32 protein-coding genes are annotated in these 20,608 nt (G+C 61.6%); 1 reads left to right on the forward strand and 31 read right to left on the reverse strand.

All coding sequences use genetic code 11. The features are described 5' to 3' along the window. The first annotated feature begins 25 nt into the window (after nt 1–25). Nucleotides 26–2,968: an FAD-binding protein gene (locus tag NZ740_00060; GenBank protein ID MCS6770402.1), complete on the forward strand. Its 2,943-nt coding sequence runs from the start codon at nt 26–28 to the stop codon at nt 2,966–2,968. Between the two features lie 63 nt (nt 2,969–3,031). Here NZ740_00060 and rplQ read toward each other — a convergent pair whose 3' ends face one another. The 31 genes from rplQ to fusA form a co-directional block, all read right to left on the reverse strand. After that, the gene (gene rplQ / locus NZ740_00065) at nt 3,032–3,475 is read right to left on the reverse strand and encodes a 50S ribosomal protein L17 (protein MCS6770403.1); all 444 of its coding nucleotides are present in this window, start codon (nt 3,473–3,475) and stop codon (nt 3,032–3,034) included. Nucleotides 3,476–3,496: 21 nt separating this feature from the next. Beyond that, nucleotides 3,497–4,513, reverse strand: a complete 1,017-nt coding sequence (locus NZ740_00070; protein MCS6770404.1) for a DNA-directed RNA polymerase subunit alpha — start codon at nt 4,511–4,513, stop codon at nt 3,497–3,499. A gap of 66 nt (nt 4,514–4,579) precedes the next feature. Then, nucleotides 4,580–5,206 (reverse strand): 30S ribosomal protein S4, encoded by a 627-nt coding sequence (gene rpsD / locus NZ740_00075; protein ID MCS6770405.1) that lies wholly within the window; start codon nt 5,204–5,206, stop codon nt 4,580–4,582. A 12-nt stretch (nt 5,207–5,218) separates the two neighbouring features. After that, nucleotides 5,219–5,704: a 30S ribosomal protein S11 gene (gene rpsK / locus NZ740_00080; GenBank protein ID MCS6770406.1), complete on the reverse strand. Its 486-nt coding sequence runs from the start codon at nt 5,702–5,704 to the stop codon at nt 5,219–5,221. 17 nt (nt 5,705–5,721) lie between these two features. Next, complete coding sequence (rpsM, locus tag NZ740_00085) at nt 5,722–6,126, reverse strand: 30S ribosomal protein S13 (protein ID MCS6770407.1); 405 nt, start codon at nt 6,124–6,126, stop codon at nt 5,722–5,724. Nucleotides 6,127–6,145: 19 nt separating this feature from the next. Then, a complete protein-coding gene (gene rpmJ, locus NZ740_00090; GenBank protein ID MCS6770408.1) occupies nt 6,146–6,259 on the reverse strand; it encodes a 50S ribosomal protein L36 in 114 nt (37 codons plus the stop codon). A 235-nt stretch (nt 6,260–6,494) separates the two neighbouring features. Then, nucleotides 6,495–7,259, reverse strand: a complete 765-nt coding sequence (gene map, locus NZ740_00095) for a type I methionyl aminopeptidase (GenBank protein ID MCS6770409.1) — start codon at nt 7,257–7,259, stop codon at nt 6,495–6,497. After that, nucleotides 7,256–7,906 carry an adenylate kinase gene (locus NZ740_00100; GenBank protein ID MCS6770410.1) on the reverse strand — a complete coding sequence of 217 codons (651 nt, stop codon included), beginning with the start codon at nt 7,904–7,906 and terminating at the stop codon, nt 7,256–7,258. The genes map and NZ740_00100 overlap by 4 nt, the downstream gene beginning before the upstream one ends. Nucleotides 7,907–7,922: 16 nt before the next feature. After that, nucleotides 7,923–9,272, reverse strand: a complete 1,350-nt coding sequence (gene secY / locus NZ740_00105) for a preprotein translocase subunit SecY (protein MCS6770411.1) — start codon at nt 9,270–9,272, stop codon at nt 7,923–7,925. A 10-nt stretch (nt 9,273–9,282) separates the two neighbouring features. Beyond that, complete coding sequence (gene rplO / locus NZ740_00110; protein ID MCS6770412.1) at nt 9,283–9,726, reverse strand: 50S ribosomal protein L15; 444 nt, start codon at nt 9,724–9,726, stop codon at nt 9,283–9,285. Between the two features lie 10 nt (nt 9,727–9,736). Continuing rightward, nucleotides 9,737–10,222: a 30S ribosomal protein S5 gene (gene rpsE, locus NZ740_00115; protein MCS6770413.1), complete on the reverse strand. Its 486-nt coding sequence runs from the start codon at nt 10,220–10,222 to the stop codon at nt 9,737–9,739. Nucleotides 10,223–10,234: 12 nt separating this feature from the next. Continuing rightward, complete coding sequence (rplR, locus tag NZ740_00120) at nt 10,235–10,591, reverse strand: 50S ribosomal protein L18 (protein ID MCS6770414.1); 357 nt, start codon at nt 10,589–10,591, stop codon at nt 10,235–10,237. A 2-nt stretch (nt 10,592–10,593) separates the two neighbouring features. After that, complete coding sequence (rplF, locus tag NZ740_00125; protein MCS6770415.1) at nt 10,594–11,130, reverse strand: 50S ribosomal protein L6; 537 nt, start codon at nt 11,128–11,130, stop codon at nt 10,594–10,596. Between the two features lie 5 nt (nt 11,131–11,135). Continuing rightward, on the reverse strand, nt 11,136–11,531 hold the full coding sequence (gene rpsH, locus NZ740_00130; protein ID MCS6770416.1) for a 30S ribosomal protein S8: 396 nt from the start codon (nt 11,529–11,531) through the stop codon (nt 11,136–11,138). A gap of 11 nt (nt 11,532–11,542) precedes the next feature. Beyond that, entirely contained in the window at nt 11,543–11,728 is a 186-nt protein-coding gene (locus NZ740_00135) for a type Z 30S ribosomal protein S14 (GenBank protein ID MCS6770417.1), read from the reverse strand. Between the two features lie 24 nt (nt 11,729–11,752). Next, nucleotides 11,753–12,292: a 50S ribosomal protein L5 gene (rplE, locus tag NZ740_00140; protein ID MCS6770418.1), complete on the reverse strand. Its 540-nt coding sequence runs from the start codon at nt 12,290–12,292 to the stop codon at nt 11,753–11,755. Nucleotides 12,293–12,305: 13 nt separating this feature from the next. After that, nucleotides 12,306–12,572, reverse strand: a complete 267-nt coding sequence (locus tag NZ740_00145; protein ID MCS6770419.1) for a 50S ribosomal protein L24 — start codon at nt 12,570–12,572, stop codon at nt 12,306–12,308. Beyond that, the gene (gene rplN, locus NZ740_00150) at nt 12,572–12,937 is read right to left on the reverse strand and encodes a 50S ribosomal protein L14 (protein ID MCS6770420.1); all 366 of its coding nucleotides are present in this window, start codon (nt 12,935–12,937) and stop codon (nt 12,572–12,574) included. The genes NZ740_00145 and rplN overlap by 1 nt, the downstream gene beginning before the upstream one ends. Before the next feature lie 11 nt (nt 12,938–12,948). Next, entirely contained in the window at nt 12,949–13,227 is a 279-nt protein-coding gene (gene rpsQ / locus NZ740_00155; GenBank protein MCS6770421.1) for a 30S ribosomal protein S17, read from the reverse strand. Next, the gene (gene rpmC, locus NZ740_00160) at nt 13,224–13,427 is read right to left on the reverse strand and encodes a 50S ribosomal protein L29 (protein MCS6770422.1); all 204 of its coding nucleotides are present in this window, start codon (nt 13,425–13,427) and stop codon (nt 13,224–13,226) included. Before rpmC ends, rpsQ begins: the two co-directional genes overlap by 4 nt. A 16-nt stretch (nt 13,428–13,443) precedes the next feature. Next, nucleotides 13,444–13,860, reverse strand: coding sequence for a 50S ribosomal protein L16 (gene rplP / locus NZ740_00165; protein ID MCS6770423.1), 417 nt, complete (start codon nt 13,858–13,860; stop codon nt 13,444–13,446). Beyond that, complete coding sequence (gene rpsC, locus NZ740_00170; GenBank protein MCS6770424.1) at nt 13,844–14,503, reverse strand: 30S ribosomal protein S3; 660 nt, start codon at nt 14,501–14,503, stop codon at nt 13,844–13,846. The genes rplP and rpsC overlap by 17 nt, the downstream gene beginning before the upstream one ends. Before the next feature lie 36 nt (nt 14,504–14,539). Further along, nucleotides 14,540–14,887 (reverse strand): 50S ribosomal protein L22, encoded by a 348-nt coding sequence (gene rplV, locus NZ740_00175; protein MCS6770425.1) that lies wholly within the window; start codon nt 14,885–14,887, stop codon nt 14,540–14,542. Between the two features lie 7 nt (nt 14,888–14,894). Then, complete coding sequence (locus NZ740_00180; GenBank protein ID MCS6770426.1) at nt 14,895–15,413, reverse strand: hypothetical protein; 519 nt, start codon at nt 15,411–15,413, stop codon at nt 14,895–14,897. An 18-nt stretch (nt 15,414–15,431) separates the two neighbouring features. Then, nucleotides 15,432–15,716 carry a 30S ribosomal protein S19 gene (rpsS, locus tag NZ740_00185; GenBank protein MCS6770427.1) on the reverse strand — a complete coding sequence of 95 codons (285 nt, stop codon included), beginning with the start codon at nt 15,714–15,716 and terminating at the stop codon, nt 15,432–15,434. Between the two features lie 3 nt (nt 15,717–15,719). Beyond that, the gene (rplB, locus tag NZ740_00190) at nt 15,720–16,544 is read right to left on the reverse strand and encodes a 50S ribosomal protein L2 (GenBank protein ID MCS6770428.1); all 825 of its coding nucleotides are present in this window, start codon (nt 16,542–16,544) and stop codon (nt 15,720–15,722) included. A 10-nt stretch (nt 16,545–16,554) separates the two neighbouring features. Beyond that, nucleotides 16,555–16,839, reverse strand: a complete 285-nt coding sequence (gene rplW / locus NZ740_00195) for a 50S ribosomal protein L23 (GenBank protein MCS6770429.1) — start codon at nt 16,837–16,839, stop codon at nt 16,555–16,557. Beyond that, the gene (gene rplD, locus NZ740_00200) at nt 16,836–17,477 is read right to left on the reverse strand and encodes a 50S ribosomal protein L4 (protein MCS6770430.1); all 642 of its coding nucleotides are present in this window, start codon (nt 17,475–17,477) and stop codon (nt 16,836–16,838) included. The genes rplW and rplD overlap by 4 nt, the downstream gene beginning before the upstream one ends. Nucleotide 17,478: 1 nt before the next feature. Next, nucleotides 17,479–18,114: a 50S ribosomal protein L3 gene (rplC, locus tag NZ740_00205; GenBank protein ID MCS6770431.1), complete on the reverse strand. Its 636-nt coding sequence runs from the start codon at nt 18,112–18,114 to the stop codon at nt 17,479–17,481. 50 nt (nt 18,115–18,164) lie between these two features. Further along, nucleotides 18,165–18,473 carry a 30S ribosomal protein S10 gene (gene rpsJ, locus NZ740_00210; protein MCS6770432.1) on the reverse strand — a complete coding sequence of 103 codons (309 nt, stop codon included), beginning with the start codon at nt 18,471–18,473 and terminating at the stop codon, nt 18,165–18,167. Nucleotides 18,474–18,476: 3 nt separating this feature from the next. Continuing rightward, nucleotides 18,477–20,606 carry an elongation factor G gene (gene fusA, locus NZ740_00215; GenBank protein ID MCS6770433.1) on the reverse strand — a complete coding sequence of 710 codons (2,130 nt, stop codon included), beginning with the start codon at nt 20,604–20,606 and terminating at the stop codon, nt 18,477–18,479. Between the last annotated feature and the right edge of the window lie 2 nt (nt 20,607–20,608).

Genomic DNA, 20,608 nt, shown 5'->3' on the forward strand with positions numbered 1-20,608 from the left:
CTTGCGCCGTGATATACTGAACGGCGTGAAGAAAAATGGTGCGCCCTGGCATGAGTTGCAGATCGAGGGCGATCTCTACGTCGATCTGTTGCAGCGACTTCTGTACAGCACGGACGCCTCCGAATTTCAGGAAATGCCCGCTGCGGTGGCCTGCCCCAAACATTCGGAGGACATTCGACGGCTCCTCGAATTTGCTAGAAAACACCGCTTAGGATTGATCCCCCGAGGGGCGGGGACCTCTCTCGCGGGCCAGGTTGTGGGCTCCGGGATCGTCGTGGATCTCAGGCGATACATGAATGGTATCCTTTCGATCGATCCTGCGGGACGTCGCGCCCGTGTTCAACCCGGTGTCATCCGGTACGATTTAAACACTGTGCTCCGGCCGCACGGCCTCTTTTTCGCCCCTGAAACGTCAACCGCGGACCGCGCAACGATCGGCGGGATGGTCGGAAACAATTCGTGCGGCGCCAATTCGATCGTGTACGGCAGCACGCGAGATCGCCTCGTGCGCGCACGCGGATTCCTCGCGGATGGTTCCGAGGTGGAATTTGGGCCGTTGGACCCATCCGAATTTTCTAAAAAATGCGAAGCTTCCTCGGATTCGCTGGAGGCACAAATTTACAGACACCTTCGAAATGTGCTCGGAAACCCGTACCTGCAGCACCTGATTCGCGAGCATTTTCCCAAACCGGAAGTCCAGCGGCGGAATACCGGATATGCGCTCGACAGCCTGTTGAATTCACAGGTTTTCGACCCGTCATCGGACAAGCCATTCAATCTGTGCCAACTGATCGCCGGATCCGAGGGAACGCTGTTTATCGGAACAGAGTTCGAATTGGCCCTTGATCCAATCCCGTATTCGCCCGCCCTTCTCTGCGCCCATTTTTCAGAGATCAGCGAGGCCTTGCAGGCTGCGGGGATCGTCATGCGCGCCTCGCCCAGCGCTGTCGAGCTCTTGGACAGGCACGTCCTATCGGCCGCTGCCGCCGCGCCGGATTACGGTAGAAACCGCTTTTTCATCGAGGGCGATCCAGCTGCGATTCTCGCCGTTGAGGTGCGCCGAAGCGAACCGGAGGAATCGCTGGCCGCGCTGCGCTCCTTGGCGGTCGCCTTGAAGGAAAAAGGGCTCGGCTACGCGCATCCGATATTCAACGGCGCTGACGTGGAGCGAATCTGGTCGATCCGTCGCGCAGGTCAGGCTTTGATCATGAACACCCCCGGCGACGTGAAGCCCGCCGAGGTGATTGAGGATACGGCGGTTGCGGTGGAAGACCTCCCGGCCTATTTCAGGGACTTCGATGCGATCGTGCGAGGAAAATATGGCCTCGATTGCGTGTATTACGGGCATGTGGGCGCCGGCGAGATCCATGCACGTCCCTATCTAAATTTGCGCTCTGAAGAGGGAAAACGAATGTTTCGCGCACTCGCCGCCGACATCGCGGGGCTGGTGAAGAAATATCGCGGATCGCTCAGCGGCGAACACGGTGATGGGCGGCTGCGCGGCGAGTTTCTGCGCCTCTTTTTCGGAGATGACGTCTATGAACTCTTGCGCGGGATCAAGCGATGCTTCGACCCCTTCGGCATCCTGAATCCCGGCAAAATCATTGACGCACCGCCGATGATCGTAGCCCATCGCCACAGGTCCGGCGAGCGTCGTCCCGAATTCGACACCCTGTTCGATTTTGGCTCTGATGGCGGGCTGATTCGCGCCGCCGAGCGGTGCAATGGAGCAGGCGTGTGCCTCCGCAGTCACCGCTCCGGCGGCACGATGTGTCCAAGTTTTATGGCGACGCGCAACGAACCGGACTCCACGCGCGGGCGCGCGAATACCCTCCGCATCCTCCTTTCGGCGCCTCCCGATCCGCGCCGGCCTTTCTCTAGCAAAGATCTACTGAGCGTTCTCGACCTCTGCCTTTCCTGCAAGGCTTGCAAGTCGGAGTGCCCAACCGGAGTCGACATGGCCAAACTAAAAGCGGAGGTTCTTCAACAGCACTACGATGAGACGCATACCCCCTTTTCCGCCTGGATCGTAGCCAATTTCGCTTCCTTCGCACGGTTCGGCGCCCGCCAGCCCGCTATCTGGAATGCCATCCTCCGATCGAAAACGCTCCGAGGCCTGTGCGGCTTCGACACGCGCCGAAAACTCCCGCCGATGCCGCCCGCATCCGTCCTCCGGCAATTTGACCGACTTCCATCACGACCGATCCGCCGGCATCGCACGGTCGCCTTTTTTATCGACGAGTTCACTCGCTACCAGGATCCCTCCCCCGGACTCGCCTCGATCGAACTCCTCGAGCGTCTCGGCTACGAGGTAATTCGTGCGCCCCTGGCAGAGAGCGGCCGTGCAGCGATCTCAAAAGGGATGCTCCGGCGCGCGCGCAACCTGGTCGAAAAGAATCTCTCGGCGTGGGCGCCTTTTGATTCGGAAGGTATCCCGCTTCTCGGCGCCGAGCCGTCGGCGCTGCTGACGCTTCGCGATGAATACCCCCAATTGGTGCGCGGCGAGGCGCAGCGCGCGGCGGCTCGACTCTCAGAAAGGGTACGGCTGATCGATGAGTTTTTGGCGGAGGAGCTGGACCTCGGACGCCTCGATCGGACTCTTTTTCGACCGCTCCAGCAGACCGTGCACCTGCACGTCCATTGCCATCAAAAGGCGTTGAGTTCACCCACGGTGACGTTTCGACTTCTTCGGGAGCTGGCCGGCGCGGACGTTCGATTGATCCCCGCAGGCTGCTGCGGTATGGCCGGGTCGTTCGGATACGAACGAGATCACTACAATTTGTCCATGCAGATTGGCGAGCTGGTTCTGTTCCCCTACATTCGACAAGTTCCCGAATCGGACCGCATCGCTGCGACAGGCACGAGCTGCCGCCACCAAATCCGCGATGGCACGGGTCGGATCGCTGTCCATCCCGTGGAACTCCTCCTGGAATCGCTTCCGGCCTCGGCTTCACCCGAGCGCCTCTGATAAACAGACGCGCCCTCCAATTGGAGAGCGCGTCATCATGGCTAATCCAGATTGACCGTGAAGCTAGGAAGCCGCGGATGCCTCGCGTCCGGTGCCGGCCTCTTTCTTCTGTTTTCCGCCCTTCTCCTTGTCCTTCTTGGGTGCGGGCGGCACATAATTGACCCATTCCAAAATGGCCATTTCCGAGCTGTCGCTGGGCCGGCGGCCCAGCTTTAAGATGCGCGTGTAGCCGCTGTTGCGGTCCTGTAGAGACGGGGCGATTTCACCAAACAACGCCGCAACGGCCTCCTTGCGGCGGAGGATCGAGACGGCGCGGCGCCGACTGTACAGGGTATTCCGCTTGGCGAGGGTCACCATCTTGTCGGCGAGCGATCGGGCGGCTTTCGCCTTGGCGAGGGTCGTTGTTATCCGCCTGCGCTGAATCAGGTTGCACACCAGGCTCGACAGCAGGGCATCCCGATGTTCGGAGGTCCGCCCCAGTTTTACGGTCTTTTTTCGATGCCTCATGGAGGTAGCCTCCTGTCCCGCTCAGCGGCGGCGCTGCGGTTCGTCCGGCAGAGGTTTGAGAAGCTCCGGATCGAAGGTCATCCCCAGCGACAGGCCAAGCTCGGCAAGCTTGGACTTGATTTCGTTCAATGACTTCTTTCCGAAATTTCGATATTTCAGCATCTCCGCCTCGGTCTTCTGCGCCAATTCACCGATCGTCGTGATGTTGGCATTATTCAGACAGTTGGCGGAGCGGACACTCAACTCGATGTCGTTGACGCTCATGTTCAACTTGCGCCGCAGCTCCTCGCGCTCTGCGTCGATCTGTTTCTCCGTCTCCTCGAACTCGATAATGTCCTTGTCGAAGCTGACGAACACATCGAGGTGGTGACGAAGGATCGCGGCGGACATGGTCAACGCTTCATCTGGCGTCACCCGGCCATCGGTCCAAATCTCCATGATCAGCCGATCATAGTCGGTGCGTCGGCCGACACGGGTGTTTTCGACGGAATAGGCGACGCGTCGGACGGGCGAGAACAGCGAGTCGATCGGGATGATGCCGATCTCCTGGTCCTCCTTTTTGTTCCAGTCGGCGGGGCAGTAACCCCGCCCGATGCGAACCTCCAGTTCGGCGTCGAATTTCCCATCGCGGTCCAGCGTGCAGATATGATGGTCCGGATTGAGGATTTCGACCATCCCGCCGGTCTGAATGTCCTTGGCGGTTACCTCGCCCGGACCTTCCACGCTGATCTTCACGCGGCGGGGCTCGCGCGAATAGGATTTGAGGAGAACTTTTTTCAGGTTGAGGATGATGTCCGTCACGTCCTCCACGACGCCGGGCAACGAGGTAAACTCATGCATGGCGCCCTCGATGCGCACGGAGGAGATGGCCGCACCCTCGAGCGACGAGAGCAGGACGCGGCGCAGGGAATTCCCGATTGTGCGCCCATAGCCCGCCTCGAACGGTTCGGCCACGTATTTTCCGTATGTGGCGGTGGACACATTTTCATCTTTGATGATTCGCTTCGGCATTTCGAAGCGTGCGAGTCTGCGTGGCATGGCTGTTCCTCCCAGGATCGGACGTTACCCGACCCGTATGGTGTTTCCGTTTGATTCCTGCCCGAATTACTTCGAGTACAACTCGACGACGAGCTGTTCATTTACCGCCGGCGCGATTTCCTCGCGCGACGGAATTTTGAGGACCGTTCCCTCGAAATTCGCCTTGTTCAGGGAAAGCCAGGGCACAATGCCGCGGCTTTCCGCATTGTCAATCCATCGGCCAGCGTAGAGCCGGCTCTGCGCGCGATCGCGGACGCGGATCACATCGCCCTCCTTGCAGATGGCCGATGGGATGTCCACCTTCCGACCGTTCACCTCGATGTGCCCGTGCGTGACGAACTGCCGGGCCGCCTTGCGCGACGGGGCGAAGCCGAGCCGGTACACGAGATTGTCGAGACGCATTTCGAGCATCTGGAGCAGCTTCTCGCCAGTGATGCCCCGCACCTTCAGAGCGCGTTCGAAGAGGTTCCGAAATTGCGCCTCCTGGATGCCGTACATCCGGCGCAGCTTCTGCTTTTCGCGGAGCTGAACGCCGTAGTCCGACAATTTGGCCCGCCGCTGTCCGTGCATTCCCGGGGGTGGAGCATTTTGATCGATCGGACACTTGGCCATGTAACAGCGGTCGCCCTTGAGAAACAGTTTCTGCCCCTCGCGGCGGCACAATTTGCAAGAAGGTCCAATATAACGGCCCATAATCTCTCCTCTTCAGACCCGGCGTCGTTTCGGGGGTCGGCACCCGTTGTGCGGCATCGGCGTCACGTCTTTGATGGCAGTGATGGTCAGCCCGGCCGCCTGCAGGGCGCGGATCGCGGATTCGCGGCCGGCGCCCGGCCCCTGCACGCGAACCTCCACCTCCTGCATCCCGTGCGCAATTGCCTGGCGCGCGGCGTCCTGCGACGCCATCGTCGCCGCGTAGGCCGTGCTCTTGCGCGACCCCTTGAACCCGCAACGGCCCGCGGAGCTCCACGCAATAACGGAGCCACGCATGTCCGTGATCGTCACGATGGTGTTATTGAAGGTCGCCATGATGTGGGCGATCCCGACCGGTACATGCTTGGCACCCTTGACCTTAACTTTCTTCGCTGGTTTCGCCTCCTCACCGGCGAGAACGTCATCCGCCGACGGAGGGACGCTTGTCTCCGCCTCAGGGGCGGTTTCTCGATTTTTTTTATCTTCCTTCGCTTCGCTCATCCGGCATCCTCATCCAATTATTCATTCTGCTGCGCCTTCATGGCAGCGCGCGCCTCCTTGCTCCGAACGGCGCCGACCGTCTTGCGCGGCCCCTTGCGGGTTCGCGCATTGGTCTTGGTGCGCTGGCCGCGAACCGGCAGGCCCTTTTTGTGCCGCAACCCGCGATAGCAATTGATCGCGATCAACCGGCGGATATTCGCGGCCACCTCCCGCCGAAGATCGCCTTCCAGGCGGTACGCATTCAGCGCCTGAGTAATTTTTGACATTTCCTCATCCGTCAGATCGTCCGCCTTTTTGAGCGGATCGATCCCGAGCTGCTCGACCAGTTGCCTGGCTCGAGTCGGTCCGATGCCATAAATATACCGAAGCGCGTACTCCACGCGCTTTTTCCCCGGCACATCGACTCCCAGAATTCGAGGCATGGGCTAACTCCCTTGCGGCCTATCCCTGGCGCTGCTTATGGCGGGGATTCGTGCAGATCACACGGACCACGCCCCTGCGCCGAACGATTTTGCAGCGCTCACAGATTCGCCGAACTGATGTTCTAACTTTCATGACGACAAACCAGTCCTCTTTTCGTCCACCAGCTCGCCCCTCGAAAAATCAAACGGCGACACGCGCACCCGCACGAGGTGCCCGCGTTCCAATGCGGGTCCGTCACCTCCGCGGTATGCCACCAATACGTGCCCGTTCGCGAGCCGAACACGAAAAGCTCTATTATTTATCACGCTCTCCACTTCTGCGTCCAGAAAAATCATTTCCCTGTGCTCGCGCGATTCGGTCCGGTTCTTCATCGCACAGCGGCGACAGGAGCGCGGGTCAGGACTTCCGCATAACCTTCCATGACGGCAATCGTGTGTTCCACATGCGCCGAAGGCATGCGGTCGCGGGTCACAACAGTCCAGCCGTCCGCCATCACTTCCACCTCGGAGCGACCCATGTTCACCATCGGCTCGATCGCCAGCGTCATCCCCGCGCGGAGCCGGGGACCGCGGCCCGGTGGGCCATAATTCGGGATTTGCGGCTCCTCATGCATGCTGCGGCCCACTCCGTGCCCTACAAATTCGCGCACAACGGAAAAGCCCGCATCCAAAACGACGCGCTCGATAGCGTGCGAGATATCCGACAGCCGCGCGCCGGCCACGGCCTTTTCGATCCCCTTTTCGAGCGCCTCCTCGGCCACTCGCACGAGGCGAATAATCCGGGGATCCGTCACGCCGACCATCACGGTGATGGCCGTGTCACCGACGAACCCCTCGTAGATCACGCCCACGTCGATACTCACAATATCCCCCTGACGGATGCGCTGGGGACCCGGGATGCCGTGCACCACGACTTCATTCACCGAGGTGCATATATGCCCCGGAAAGCCCCGATATCCGAGGAATGCGCTCCGCGCCCCGGCTTTGTCCATTAGCTCCCGAGCATAGTCATCGAGCTCCCCCGTCGTAACTCCCGGTGTCGCCGCGCGCGCTAGCTCATCCCGAATTTTTGCGGCGATCTGTCCGCTGGCTCGCATGCGATCCAGCTCCTCCGAAGTCTTGACGATAATCATGCGGGGCGCCCGAGGTGGCGGAGGATCGCCTGCTCCGTTTCGATGCGATCGGTCGAGTCGACTTCGACAAAAAGCCCTTTCCGCTTATAGTAATCGACAAGGGGCGCGGTCTCCCGTTGGAAGACATCCAAACGGTTCGCGACGGTCGCTTCATTGTCATCTGGGCGCTGATACACCTCGCCTCCGCACAGATCGCAGACACCGTCGACCTTCGGCCGCATGCCGATCATGTTGTACACAGCGCCACACCGACGACACACCCGCCGGTTCGAAATCCGGCGAATAATCAGGTCGCGCGGCACGACAAGGGAGAAAACGTGCGTCAGCGTACCGCCCACCTCGGCCAATAGCGCGTCGAAAAGTTCGGCCTGGCGAACATTCCGAGGGAATCCGTCAAACATATAAAGGGCATCCGAGCGACCCGCGAGCAGCTTCTCTCGGACAATTCGCAGAATGACCTCGTCCGGAACCAGTTCGCCCCTTTCCATGTAGGCCTTGGCCTCGAGTCCGACCGGAGTGCCTGCGCGAACCGCCTCGCGAAGCATGTCTCCGGTGGAAATGTGTTCAATCCCGAGCCGCCGCTTCAAATCCTCGGCCACCGTTCCTTTTCCCGCCCCCGGCGCACCCAGCAAGATGATGGCTTCCATACAAAGGAATCTCCGCCTACTTGGCGCGCCCTCGCAGCCGTCCTCTCTTGAGGAATCCGTCGTAATGCCGCATGACGAGGTGGGACTCAACCTGCCTCATTGTGTCGAGCATGACGCCGACTGTGATCAACATGCTCGTGCCCCCGAAGAAATGGGCGACGATCCATGGGATGCGGAACTGTTGGGCAAGCACGGTCGGCAGCACCGCGATCACCGCCAGAAAGATGGCCCCAGCCAGGGTGATTCGCGTCATCGTTCGGTCCAAAAACTCCGCCGTGGGCTTGCCCGGCCGGATGCCGGGGACATAACCGCCGTATTTTTTCAGGTCGTCGGCGATCTGGATCGGGTTGAACTGCGTTGCGACCCAGAAATAGGAGAAGAAGATGATCAGCAGCGCGAAGAGAAAATTGTGCGTGAAAGTTCCGTAGTTGAGGGCGGCGGCCAGCGATTGGAAAAATCCACCCGGGATCATTCCGAAAATTTTTGTCGGGAACATCAGAATGGCCTGCGCGAAAATGATGGGCATCACGCCGGAATAATTCACGCGCAGCGGCATGTAGGTGCTTTGCCCGCCATACACCTTCTGGCCGATCACCCGCTTCGCATATTGGACGGGAATCTTGCGCTGAGCCTGAGTCACCGCAACCACTGCGGCAATCACAAAAAAGATCATGATAAGCAGGCCGATTGCGTGGAAAGCTCCGAACTGCGCGATCCCGTCGATAGGACGAAACATGTTGATCGACGCCTGAATGGCGCCCGGAAGCTGGCTGACAATCCCGACGGTGATGATGATGGAGACGCCATTGCCGATGCCCCGTTCAGTAATCTGCTCGCCCAGCCACATCAGCAACATCGTGCCGGTCGTCATGGTGAGCACTGCCATCAACCGAAATCCCCACCCCGGCGCGATCACGATATCGCGGGTGATCCCCAGCGCCTCGGGATTTTCGAGCGTGACGGCCATGGCATAGCCCTGCACGATGCACAGAACCACGGTGAGATAGCGTGAATACTGCGTCAGCTTCTGCCGGCCGGTCTCGCCCTCTCGCGCCAGCCGCTCCAGATGAGGGATCACGGCGGTCATGAGTTGGAGGATGATCGATGCGCTGATGTAGGGCATCACGCCGAGCGCGCCGACCGCGCAGTTCTCGAGCGCGCCCCCGCTGAACAGGTCGAAGAGGCCGACAAAGGTTCCCCCCGCCATGCGGCGCACGGATTCCATGAATTCCTGAAGGGCCGCCGCATCAACGCCCGGTGTGGGCACCGCGGCAATGAGCCGACAGATGAAGATGATCCCGAACGTGAACAGGATGCGAGCCCGGAGCTCGGGGATGCGCATGCTGTTGGCGAAAGCCGAAAGCATAATCGGGCAGTCAGTTGATTACTTCACACGTTCCGCCCACGGCTTCGATCTTGGCTTTGGCGGACGCGCTGAAAGCATGCGCCTTGACACGGAGGGCCCGGTCAATCGTTCCCGTACCCAGGACTTTGACGCGCGCGCCGGCGCCCGAGAAAAGCCCCGCCTCGCGCATGCGGTCGGGTGTGACCTCGCTGCCTGGCTCGAAGTTGGTCAACTGTTGCAGGTTTACGGGCGTATAGGGAATCTTCGCTCCCCGATTGAATCCACGCTTGGGCATGCGCCGGATCAGCGGCATCTGGCCACCCTCAAACGTGGATTTGTACTTATGGCCGGAACGCCCGTACTGCCCCTTGGTTCCGCGTCCCGACGTTTTGCCGTGACCCGACGATTCGCCGCACCCGACCCGCTTCCTGCGACGGACCGCCCCCGGAACATGCTTAAGCGTGTGCAGTTTCATAACCATCCTTTCAGGCCGCGTCCTCGCTGCGCAGCGCCGCGATCTCCTCGCGCGACTGAAGGGACTGGAGAGCCTTCACGGTTGCGCGAACGACGTTCAACGGATTGTTGCTCCCCATGGACTTGGCTAAGACGTCGCGGATGCCAGCCAACTCGATGACGGCGCGCATGCCACCCCCGGCGATGACGCCCGTGCCCGGCGAGGCCGGCCGCATGAACACCTTCGCGCCGCCGAACCGCGCCTCCACCTCGTGGGGAATGGTGCGGTCCTTCATGGTGACGCGGAACATCGACCGCTTCGCCATTTCCGTCCCCTTGCGGATCGCATCCGCGGCCTCATTGGCCTTTCCCAGCGCATATCCGACGCGGCCCTCCCGATCCCCCACCACGATCAACGCGCTGAAGCTGAAGCGGCGACCGCCCTTCACCACCTTGGCGCAGCGATTTACGTGGATCACCCGCTCTTCAAGATTATCGATCGACTCTTTTTCCTTCACGCTGTGCCTCCGCTAAAACTGAAGCCCCGCTTCGCGCGCGGCATCGGCCAGCGCCCGGATTCGACCGCCGTACGTGAACCCTCCCCGGTCAAAGACAACCCGGGTGATGCCCTTCTCGAGGGCCGCCTGCGCGGCGAGTCGCCCGAGCTTCTGGGCGGTCTCGCGGTTGAGCTTCGCGCCGTCGAATTCCGCCGCGAGGGTCGAGCACTGCGCGAGCGTGCGGCCCGAACTGTCATCAATGAACTGCACGTACAGATGCCGGTTCGAGACGTACACGCTCATACGAGGCCGCTCGGGCGTGCCCACGACCTTCTGTCGGAGCCGAAGATGCCGGCGTTTCCGATAATCCTGCTTCGTTCTCACTCTCATGGTTACGCCACCGCCTTCCCGGCCTTCCGGCGGATATGTTCGCCCTTGTAACGAATCCCCTTCCCCTTATAGGGCTCGGCCGGGAAAAAGCCCCGGATTCGCGCCGCAGTTTCCCCGACCAGATACTTGTCGGGACTCGATAGCGTGATCGCGGTTCCCTCCACGACTTTCGCCGTCACCCCGGCGGGCAATGTGTATTCAATGGGATGGGAGAACCCGAGGGAAAGCGTCAGTTTCTGGCCCTGCAACTGGGCGCGAAATCCCACGCCTTGGATTTCCAGCTCTTTAACGTAGGGTGTTGCCAGCCCTCGCACCATGTTCGCAATCAGGCTGCGCGTGGTACCGTGCAAGGCGCTCATGCCCTTGTCATCGCGGAGGGCTTTCACTCGAACGGATGGTCCCTCGACGGAAACCTGGATACCATCGGGAATCCGAACTGACAGCTCGCCCTGCGGGCCTTTGCCCTTTGCGACGTTTCCTTCCACCGTGACGGTGACGCCTTTGGGCAACTCGATGGGTTTGGCTCCAATCCGCGACATAATCATCACCAAATGTAACAGAGGACCTCGCCGCCGACCCTCGCCCGACGGGCCTCGCGATCTGTCAAGATCCCGCGGGAGGTGCTGAGTACGGCAATGCCCGTCCCCCCTACCACCCGGGGCACGTCCGCTGCTTGTACGTAGCGGCGGATGCCGGGCTTGCTGATCCGCCGCAGCCCCCGGATGACCGGCCGCTCACGCTTGTAGCGCAGGTGCAAGCGCAACGTTTTCTTCGCGCCGTCTTCCAGCGTTTCAAACGAGATGAGATAACCTTCACTGGCCAATATCCGGGCGATCTCCTCCTTGAGCCGGGAATGCGGGACCTCGACCTCCCGCAACCCCGCCCTGGCCGCATTCCGGATTCGGGTCAACATGTCGGAAATGGGATCGCTAAGACTCATATTCTTCCACCCTACCAGCTTGCTTTCACGACGCCGGGAATCAGTCCCTTGGAGGCCATTTCCCGGAAGCAGATGCGGCACAACTGAAACTTTCGCATGTAGGCGCGGCGGCGGCCGCAATTCTTACAGCGATGATACGCGCGCACCTTGAACTTTGGCGGGCGTTCCGCTTTGACCATCCACGAAATTTTCGCCAAGTGCGTACCTCCAAACTTAGTGGCCTAGCTCGTTGCAAAGGGCATGCCCAACATCCGGAGCAGGTCCTTGGCTTCCTCATTGGTCCGGGCCGTCGTGACCAATGTGATGTCCATCCCGTGGACCTTCCTGATCTGGTCAGGATCGACCTCCGGGAAAATGGTATGTTCCTTGATGCCGAGGGTGTAATTCCCCCGGCCATCGAACCCGCGGTTCGGAACCCCTCGAAAGTCGCGAATACGGGGCAGCGAGACGTGAATCAGTCGCTCCAAAAATTCGTACATACGAGCCCCGCGCAACGTCACCCGCGCGCCAACGGGTTGCCCCGCACGCACCTTGAAATTGGCGATACTCTTTTTCGCCTTCGTCACCTGAGGCCGTTGACCTGTGATCCGGGCAAGATCTTCCACCAGCGACTTGAAGGTATCCTTGTCCACCTGGGAACTGATGCCCATGTTGACAACGATCTTGGTCAGCCGAGGAATCTGCATCACGTTCGCATACCCGCGGGATTGCCGGAGCGCGGGCGCGACCTCTTTGCGGTATTTTTCCTGTAGCGCTGCCATAGATCCTTACCCCTCACCCCGCTGGCTTCGCCGCTTTTTTCGCGCGCGATTCGTCAAACCGCACAAGTTTCGAAACGTGCAGCGGCGCCTCGCGCTCGATGATGCCCCCCTTCGGATTGTCCTGCGTCTTCCGCATGTGGCGCTTGACGTAATTGACGCCCTCGACAATCGCAAGCCCCTCGCGCGGCATCACGCGCAGGACCTTTCCGGTCTTCCCCTTGTGCTCCCCCGACCGGACATAGACGACGTCGCCCCGCTTGATGTGCCTCACGCGTTCCATCACACAACCTCCGGCGCCAGCGAAATAATCTTCATGTAATTGCGTTCGCGCAGCTCGCGCGCCACGGGGCCGAAAATGCGAGTTCCCTTCGGATTGCGCTCGGCGTCCACGATGACGGCCGCGTTGCGGTCGAAACGGATCAATGAGCCATCGGGCCGCCGGATGGCCTGCTTGGTGCGGACGATGACGGCATCATAAATTTCGCCCTTCTTGACCATCCCCGTGGGAATCGCGTCCTTCACCGTCACCTTGATCACATCGCCGATGTGGGCATATGGGCGGTGCTGACCGAGCACGTGGATGCACTGCAGCGCCTTCGCGCCCGTGTTGTCGGCGGGATCCAGCATGGTTTTCATCGTAATCATGGCCTGTCACCTCACCCGGGCTTCTGCGCGCGGGCGACAACTTCGACGAGCCGCCAGCGCTTGAGCCGGCTCATCGGCCGGCACTCGACGATGCGCACCGTGTCGCCCGCCTTTGCTTCGCCCTTCTCATCATGCGCGTAGTACTTCTTGGTCACCGTGATTTCCTTGCCGTAGCGCGGGTGCCGAACGCGCCGGGTCACTTTGACGACGATGGTCTTCGCCGCCTTGTCGCTGACCACAGTCCCTTTCCGCTCTTTGCGGACACTCCGTTGCATCGCCTGGCTCGTCATGACGCCCTCTTGGCCAACGCCTGTTCTCTCATCACCGTCTGAATCCGCGCGATGTCGCGGCGCAGATCGCGGAGCCTCGAGGGCTTTTCAAGACGCCCCGAGGATTGCTGCACGCGAAGGTTGAACAACTCCCGCCGCACATCGCCGAGCTTTTGCTGAAGCTCGGCCTCCGTCATCCCTCTCAATTCGGCCGCCTTCATAGGTTCCTCCCTCGCATCATGCCCCATGCCGATGCACGAAACGGGTCGGTATTGGCAGCTTGCTGGCCGCCAACCGCAACGACTCGCGGGCGACGGATTCCGGAACTCCATCCAACTCAAACAACATGCGTCCCGGCCGCACGACCGCGACCCAACCCTCCACAGGGCCCTTGCCCTTACCCATTCGCGTTTCCAACGGCTTTTTTGTGTACGGCTTGTCCGGAAAAACGCGAAGCCACAATTTGCCCTTTCGCTTCATCGAACGGCTGATCGCGACACGGCAGGCCTCGAGCTGGATATTCGTGATCCACGCGCGTCCGAGCGCCTGCAGCCCATATTCGCCAAAAGCCAGCGTGTTGCCGGATGCCGCGTCGCCTTTCAGGCTGCCCCTCTGCTGCTTGCGATATTTCACTCGTTTAGGCATGAGCGGCATGGCTCGCCTCCTTTGCCGGCTGCTCCGGCTTTCGGCAGATCCAGACCTTGATGCCGATCTTACCCGCCACCGTGTTGGCTTCCGCGAAGCCATATTGCACATTTTCGCGGAGAGTGTGCAGCGGGACCTTGCCCTCGCGATACCCCTCCCGCCGCGCGAGCTCGGCTCCTCCAAGCCGGCCCGACGCTAGCACCCGGATGCCCAGCGCGCCGAGCTCCATCGCCATCTGAACCGCCCGTTTGAGCGCGCGGCGAAACGAGACCCGCCGCTCCAATTGCAGCGCGATATTTTCCGCAACGAGCTGCGCGTTGAGATCCGGATCTTTGATTTCCTTAATCTCCACGTAGATTTCCTTGCCCGTCATCTTCGCGATCTCCTCGCGAAGCTTCTCAAGGTCCGCGCCCTTGCGTCCGATCACGATGCCCGGACGCGCCGTGTACACCGTGATGCGAGCGCGATTCGCATAGCGCTCGATCAGGATGTCCGGAACCGCCGCCTCCTTGAGCCGGTTCTTCACCAACTCCCGGATTTTGATGTCCTCCTGGAGCAGCGGTCCAAAATTCTTCTTGTCCGCGATCCATCGGGATCGCCAGTCCTTCGTGACCGTGACGCGAAGGCCGATCGGATTGACTTTCTGTCCCAAGTGTCCGCTCCTTTGGTTCGACGTGACAAAAAAGTGTTATTCTTTCTTCTTATCGCGCGCCGTCAACACAATCCTCACATGGCTCATGCGGCGCAGGATCGGGCTCGCGCTGCCGCGCGCTCGCGGCCAGTAGCGCTTCATTCGAGGGCCGTCTTCGACCACAGCGAGCTTCACCACCAGGTCGTCCGCGGATACGCCGTTGTTTGCCTCCGCGTTCGCGATGGCGGAACGGAGGGTCTTGCCGAGCCAAAACCCGGCCTTCCGCGCGTTGAAATCCGCGATGCGGAGCGCCTCGGCCACGGGCTTGCCCTGAAGGGCCCGTGCAAGGTCTCGCGCCTTCGACGGAGACATCCGCACGAATTTGCTGATTGCTGTCACTTCCATCTTTGCCTCACTCTCTCTTCATCCGCCAAACGACGGCCCGATCCCCCTGTTCGGGAAACGAGCCGCGCTCCTGCGTCTCCACCCGCGCGCCGGCGATCCGTTCACGAACCTCCACCACCCGCGCTCGGGCGATCACAACGCCGTCGCGAACAATCGCCACCGCGAGCCCCGGCCTCAGACCGTCGCGCACCCCGCCCCGAAGGGCAACCAACCCGAGCTCCCGGCTGGCGTCGACCACGGGCCAACCGTCGGGCGCCACATCGCCACCGCCCGGCTCCGCCGACGGCAACGGAGCGGTCGCAAGCGTCCACCGGTCTGCCCGCATTTCCCCTTCGGCGAGGCGGGCCAGCAAACGGTCCCGCTCCGCCTCCAGCGCCGCGACGGTCTCGCGCAACCTCGCATTCTCCTCGGCGAGGCGCCGCGCGAGCAGCTTGGCTTCCTCGGCTGCGGGGTCCGCCGCCCGCGACAGCGGAGTGACGGCGATTAATCCGGCGATCAACCAGCCGCTCGCAGCCCATCCCCGCATGACCCTCCGCCTCCCCGACTACTTCAGGGAGACCGTCTTGTCGGTCGCCGCGCCGTGCTTTCGGAACGTCCGAGTGGGCGAAAATTCGCCCAGCCGATGTCCGACCATGTTTTCCGTTATAAAAACCGTGTTGAAGGTTTTGCCGTTGTGGATCGCGAACGTATGACCCACAAACTCCGGCACAATCATCGAGCGGCGCGACCACGTCTTGATCGGCCGCTTCTGTCCGCTCTTCTCCAACTGCTCCACCTTCTTAAGCAGCTTGGCATCCACAAATGGCCCTTTGCGAATCGAGCGACCCATCGATCATTTCCTCCGCTGCAAAATGAATCGGCCTGACGGCTTGCGCTTGTTGCGCGTCTTTTTGCCCTTGGCCAATTTGCCCCACGGCGACCGGGGGTGTCCGCCGCCGGAGGTCCGACCCTCGCCGCCACCCATGGGATGGTCGATCGGATTCATGGCAACACCGCGAACGGTCGGACGAATGCCCATCCAACGCTTGCGGCCGGCCTTCCCGAGCGACACGTTCTGATGGTCAATGTTGCCGACCTGGCCCACGGTTGCGTAGCAAGTGTCGCGAACCATCCGTATCTCCCCGGAAGGCAAACGGACTTGCGCAAAGCCGCCCTCCACCGCCATGATCTCCGCTGCCGCGCCCGCGCCCCGGACCAACTGGGCGCCTCGGCCCGGGTACAACTCTATGTTGTGCACGGGCAGGCCGGCGGGAATCTTGGCCAGCGGAAGCGCGTTGCCCTCGGTCGGCTCCGCCGTCGGCCCGGACATCAGCACGTCTCCCACCTTCATGTTGAGCGTGGCCAGGATGTAGCGCTTTTCGCCGTCCGCATAGGTCAGGAGCGCAATCCGGGCCGAACGATTCGGATCGTATTCGATCGCCGTGACCTTCGCGGGAATGCCGTGCTTGTCCCGCTTGAAATCGATGATGCGGAGGTGCCGCTTGTGGCCGCCACCGCGGTGCCGGACGGTAATCCGCCCGTACATGTTGCGGCCCGCCTGCGACTTTCGGGACTGGATCAGCCGCTTCTCCGGCTTAGACTTCGTAATTTCCGAAAAGTCCGGCAGTTCGGTGAAGCGGAGCGAAGGGGTGATGGGTCGATTGGCTTTCAGCGGCATGGCGCACTCCCTAGGTCAGATCAATTTTGTCCCCCTCCTTGAGGGTGACGATGGCTCGCTTCCTGTCGGGCCGGTAACCGATGAGGCCGCGCCGGTTACGCTTCGCCTTGCCGGCACGGTTCAAAGTGTTGACCTTGACGACCCCAACATTGAAGAGCTGCTCGACGGCGCGCTTGATCTCCAGCTTGTTCGCATCAGCCGCGACCTCGAAGAAATAGGTGTTTTGTTTCTCGGTGAGGCCAGCTCCCTTTTCCGTCAGCTCTAGCCTCTTAATGATGACCTCAGCGGGTTTCATGTCGATGCCTCCCTGTCGGTCAGTCGTTCCTGCAGGCGCTCGAGGCCGGCTCGGGTGATCACTAGCAGGGGGTATTTCAGGACCTGCAAAGCGTTGACATCCCCCGGTCGCGCAACCTCCACACGAGGCAGATTGCGCGCGGCCAGCGCTAGCTCTCGGCTTACCGACTCGATCACCACCAACGCGCCACGATCGGCCTTCAAATTCCGAAGGATTCCCGCAAGTTCACCGGTTTTCGGTTTGTCCAGCACGAGCGAGTCGAGAACACGGACTTCGCCGGCGGCGAATTTGTCCCAAACGGCCTTCCGCAGCGCGAGCCGGGCCTGCTTGCGCGGGAGCGCTTTGGCATAGCTGCGCGGCTTCGGACCAAACACGACGCCGCCACCCCTCCAGATCGGCGACCGCCGATAACCCGCTCGCGCGCGCCCCGTGCCCTTCTGACGCCAAGGCTTTTTTCCGTGGCCGGCCACCTCCCCCTTGTTCTTCGTGCACGCCGTCCCCGCACGCCCGTTTGCCCGGATTGTCACAACCGCCTGAACGAGCGCCTCGGACGCGCTCGGCGGCGCCTTCAGCGCCTCGGGGACCTGAAGCTCCCCGACGGCCTGGCCCTGCTGGTTGAGGATCGGAATCGCGCTCATCTTACTTCCCCGCCTTCTTCAACGCCTTGCGCACAATCACCAACCCGCCGGTCGGGCCCGGCACCGCGCCCTCGACCAGCAGCACATGGTCCGCAGGTCGAACCTGCACAACCCGCAGATTTTGCGTGGTCACGCGCACGTTTCCCATGTGGCCGGGCATCCGTTTGTTCTTCATGATACGCGCCGGCCATGTGCGCTGACCGATCGCGCCGATCCGTCGGTGCGACATATGCCCGTGCGACTGTGGCCCGCCGCCCATGCGGTGGCGCTTGACGACGCCCTGGAAGCCGCGCCCCTTGGTCGTGCCGGTTACATCCACATGCGTGACGCCCTCAAAAATGGCCGCTGTGACCTGGTCGCCTTCTTTGATCGAATCGTCAGGCGAGACACGAATCTCACGCAGAACGCGGCAGGGCGCGACGCCCGCCTTTTTGAACCGGCCCAATTCGGGCTTGGTCAGCCGGGATTCTTTCTGCTCAAGAAAGCCCAGTTGAACCGCGTCGTATCCGTCCCTCGCCGCCGTTTTCCGCTGAACCACGACGCAAGGCCCCGCGGCAATGATCGTGACCGGCACGAAGCGGCCGGACTCGTCATACACCTGCGTCATCCCCAATTTTCTGCCGATCAATCCATTCATACGCGGCTTTCTAACTAAGTATTCTGTGATCTTGTTCCGAGCAGCCCGCCTCAAATTTTGATCGTGATGTCCACGCCGGCTGGGAGGTTGAGTTTCTTCAACTCGTCGACCGTTTTGATGGTGGGGTCAATAATATCGAGGATTCGCTTGTGCGTCCGGATCTCGAACTGCTCCATTGACTTTTTGTCCACGTGGGGACTGCGATTTACGCTGTAGCGCTCGATCTTGGTCGGCAGCGGAATGGGTCCCGCCACACGAGCGCCGGTGCGTTTGGCCGTCTCCACGATGTCGCTCGCGGACTGGTCCAGCACCCGGTGGTCGTACGCCTTCAGCCTGATTCGAATGCGTTGCCCGGTCATGATTTACCTGTTCACAATGCTATCCTGCAGTTCCGCCGGCACGATTTCGAACCGGGCCGGCTCCATGCTGTAACTCGCCCGCCCGCGCGTCAGCGAACGGAGCGCCGTTGAATACCCGAACAGCTCGGCCAGCGGCACCTCCGCCAGCACCGTCTGCGCGCCATCTTGCGCAGACATCTCCTTGACGCGACCGCGACGCCCGTTGACGTCGCCAATCACATCGCCCACATGTTCATCCGGCGTAACGATCTCGACCTTCATGATCGGTTCGAGCAGCGCCGGCTGCGCGACGCGCACCGCCTCTCGCAGCGCCATGATGGCCGCGGAGCGATACGCCGTCTCCGTCGAATCCACCGGATGAAAGGCGCCGCTTATAATACGGACTCGCGTATCGATCAAGGGATAATTTGCTAAAATTCCGGTGAGCAACCCGTCGGTCACGCCCTGCTCGACGACCTCCCGAAACGCGGGCGGAATTTCCTCCTCGGACACCTCAAAGACGATCTCATTGCCCGCCCCGCGCTCGCGCGGCTCGACCTCGAGGCCCACGGCCGCGAAATGCATCCGGCCTCCGATCTCGCGTTGGAACACGTGATCTGCATGAGCCTTTTTGAGAATAGTTTCTCGATAAGCGACCGTCGGGCGGCCGGCGTTGGCCTGCACCTTGAATTCCCGTAGAAGACGGTCGCGGATGATTTCCAGGTGGAGCTCGCCCATCCCGCTGATGAGCGTCTGTCCAGTGTCGGGATCCGTCTTCACGAGGAACGTGGGATCCTCCTCGGCCAGCGCCAGGAGCGCCTCACGCAGCCTGTCGCGGTCCGCCTGCGTCTTGGGCTCGATCGCCATGGACATGACGGGTTCGGGGAAGGCGATCCGTTCGAGCAGAATAGGCTGATGCTCCGCGCACAGTGTATCGCCGGTGGTGACTTGTTTAACACCGGCGATCGCGCCGATCTCGCCGCTGTAGAGCACCTCGATGTCGTCGCGCTGATTGGCGTGGACCCGCAGCAGGCGCATCGCCCGTTCCCGCTTGCGAGTGCGCGGATTGAACACCGCCGCGCCCTTCTGGAGAACCCCCGAATAAACGCGGATGTAGACGATCTTGCCGACGAAGGGGTCGTTCGCGATCTTGAAGGCGAGAGCGCTCAGGGGAGCGTGGTCGTCGGCAGGACGGGTCAGGCGCTCGCCGGTTTTGAGGTGATGGCCCTCCACGTCCGGAATGTCCACCGGCGAGGGCAGGTAATCCACAACTGCGTCGAGGAGCGGCTGAATGCCCTGATTGCGCAGCGAGGAGCCGCAGAGGACCGGGACAAACCGACCGGAGATGGTCAGACGGCGAATGGCAGCCCGTAGCGCCTCGGCGGGCACATCCGGCTGCTCGAGGAAAAGCTGCATGACGGCGTCGTCGCGCTCGGCAACCGCCTCGACCAACGCGGCTCGGGCGGCTTCCGCCTGATCGCGGTATTCTTCCGGCCACTCTGACGTATTCACCACGGCGCCCTGTGTCGCGGCGTCGAAGGTGAGGTGCCGGCGGTCCAGCAGGTCCAACACCCCGTTGAAGGATGCCTCGCTGCCGGCCGGAAGTTGCACGGGCCATGCGGGAGCGCCGAGGCGTTCGCGGATATTTCGTACGACCCAGTCAAACCTCGCACCCATCCGGTCCATCTTGTTTACGTAGGCCAGACAGGGCACGCGGTATTTCCGAGCCTGGCGCCACACGGTCTCCGACTGGGGCTGCACGCCGGCCACGCCGCAGAAAACACCAATGGCGCCATCGAGGACGCGGAGAGATCGCTCGACTTCGACAGTGAAGTCGACGTGGCCCGGCGTGTCGATGATGTTGATCTGCTTGTTGCGCCAGTAACAGGTCGTGGCCGCGCTTGTGATGGTGATGCCTCGCTCCCGCTCCTGGATCATCCAATCCATGGTCGCAGTGCCATCATCCACCTCGCCCATGCGGTGGACACGCCCCGTATAAAAGAGCATGCGCTCAGTGGTGGTCGTTTTGCCCGCGTCGATGTGCGCGATGACCCCGATATTCCGGATATCCGCCAGCGCATGGGACCGCCCCTCCGCCTCACGCTTAGAACGCGTGGCGGAAGGCGGCTGGGCGCTGGGGGCGGCGGGGGGCATGG

The organism is Kiritimatiellia bacterium (assembly GCA_025054615.1).
Taxonomy (GTDB): Bacteria; Verrucomicrobiota; Kiritimatiellia; order CAIVKH01; family CAIVKH01; genus JANWZO01.

Bases quoted from the DNA above. Each gene is read 5' to 3' on its own strand.
- rpmJ (MCS6770408.1), bottom strand. From the start codon at position 6,259: ATGAAAGTTAGAACATCAGTTCGGCGAATCTGTGAGCGCTGCAAAATC.
- rplQ (MCS6770403.1), bottom strand. From the start codon at position 3,475: ATGAGGCATCGAAAAAAGACCGTAAAACTGGGGCGGACCTCCGAACAT.
- NZ740_00100 (MCS6770410.1), bottom strand. From the start codon at position 7,906: ATGGAAGCCATCATCTTGCTGGGTGCGCCGGGGGCGGGAAAAGGAACG.
- rpsD (MCS6770405.1), bottom strand. From the start codon at position 5,206: ATGGGCCGTTATATTGGACCTTCTTGCAAATTGTGCCGCCGCGAGGGG.
- rplN (MCS6770420.1), bottom strand. From the start codon at position 12,937: ATGATTACGATGAAAACCATGCTGGATCCCGCCGACAACACGGGCGCG.
- rpsJ (MCS6770432.1), bottom strand. From the start codon at position 18,473: ATGACCGGGCAACGCATTCGAATCAGGCTGAAGGCGTACGACCACCGG.
- fusA (MCS6770433.1), bottom strand. From the start codon at position 20,606: ATGCCCCCCGCCGCCCCCAGCGCCCAGCCGCCTTCCGCCACGCGTTCT.
- rplW (MCS6770429.1), bottom strand. From the start codon at position 16,839: ATGAAACCCGCTGAGGTCATCATTAAGAGGCTAGAGCTGACGGAAAAG.
- rplP (MCS6770423.1), bottom strand. From the start codon at position 13,860: ATGCCGCTCATGCCTAAACGAGTGAAATATCGCAAGCAGCAGAGGGGC.
- NZ740_00145 (MCS6770419.1), bottom strand. From the start codon at position 12,572: ATGGAACGCGTGAGGCACATCAAGCGGGGCGACGTCGTCTATGTCCGG.
- NZ740_00070 (MCS6770404.1), bottom strand. From the start codon at position 4,513: ATGCCACGCAGACTCGCACGCTTCGAAATGCCGAAGCGAATCATCAAA.
- rplD (MCS6770430.1), bottom strand. From the start codon at position 17,477: ATGAGCGCGATTCCGATCCTCAACCAGCAGGGCCAGGCCGTCGGGGAG.
- rpsM (MCS6770407.1), bottom strand. From the start codon at position 6,126: ATGCCTCGAATTCTGGGAGTCGATGTGCCGGGGAAAAAGCGCGTGGAG.
- rpmC (MCS6770422.1), bottom strand. From the start codon at position 13,427: ATGAAGGCGGCCGAATTGAGAGGGATGACGGAGGCCGAGCTTCAGCAA.
- rplC (MCS6770431.1), bottom strand. From the start codon at position 18,114: ATGAATGGATTGATCGGCAGAAAATTGGGGATGACGCAGGTGTATGAC.
- rplE (MCS6770418.1), bottom strand. From the start codon at position 12,292: ATGGCAGCGCTACAGGAAAAATACCGCAAAGAGGTCGCGCCCGCGCTC.
- rplR (MCS6770414.1), bottom strand. From the start codon at position 10,591: ATGAGAGTGAGAACGAAGCAGGATTATCGGAAACGCCGGCATCTTCGG.
- NZ740_00180 (MCS6770426.1), bottom strand. From the start codon at position 15,413: ATGCGGGGATGGGCTGCGAGCGGCTGGTTGATCGCCGGATTAATCGCC.
- rpsK (MCS6770406.1), bottom strand. From the start codon at position 5,704: ATGAGCGAAGCGAAGGAAGATAAAAAAAATCGAGAAACCGCCCCTGAG.
- map (MCS6770409.1), bottom strand. From the start codon at position 7,259: ATGATTATCGTCAAGACTTCGGAGGAGCTGGATCGCATGCGAGCCAGC.
- rplF (MCS6770415.1), bottom strand. From the start codon at position 11,130: ATGTCGCGGATTGGAGCCAAACCCATCGAGTTGCCCAAAGGCGTCACC.
- secY (MCS6770411.1), bottom strand. From the start codon at position 9,272: ATGCTTTCGGCTTTCGCCAACAGCATGCGCATCCCCGAGCTCCGGGCT.
- rplO (MCS6770412.1), bottom strand. From the start codon at position 9,726: ATGAAACTGCACACGCTTAAGCATGTTCCGGGGGCGGTCCGTCGCAGG.
- rplV (MCS6770425.1), bottom strand. From the start codon at position 14,887: ATGGAAGTGACAGCAATCAGCAAATTCGTGCGGATGTCTCCGTCGAAG.
- rpsS (MCS6770427.1), bottom strand. From the start codon at position 15,716: ATGGGTCGCTCGATTCGCAAAGGGCCATTTGTGGATGCCAAGCTGCTT.
- rplB (MCS6770428.1), bottom strand. From the start codon at position 16,544: ATGCCGCTGAAAGCCAATCGACCCATCACCCCTTCGCTCCGCTTCACC.
- rpsH (MCS6770416.1), bottom strand. From the start codon at position 11,531: ATGAGTCTTAGCGATCCCATTTCCGACATGTTGACCCGAATCCGGAAT.
- rpsQ (MCS6770421.1), bottom strand. From the start codon at position 13,227: ATGACGAGCCAGGCGATGCAACGGAGTGTCCGCAAAGAGCGGAAAGGG.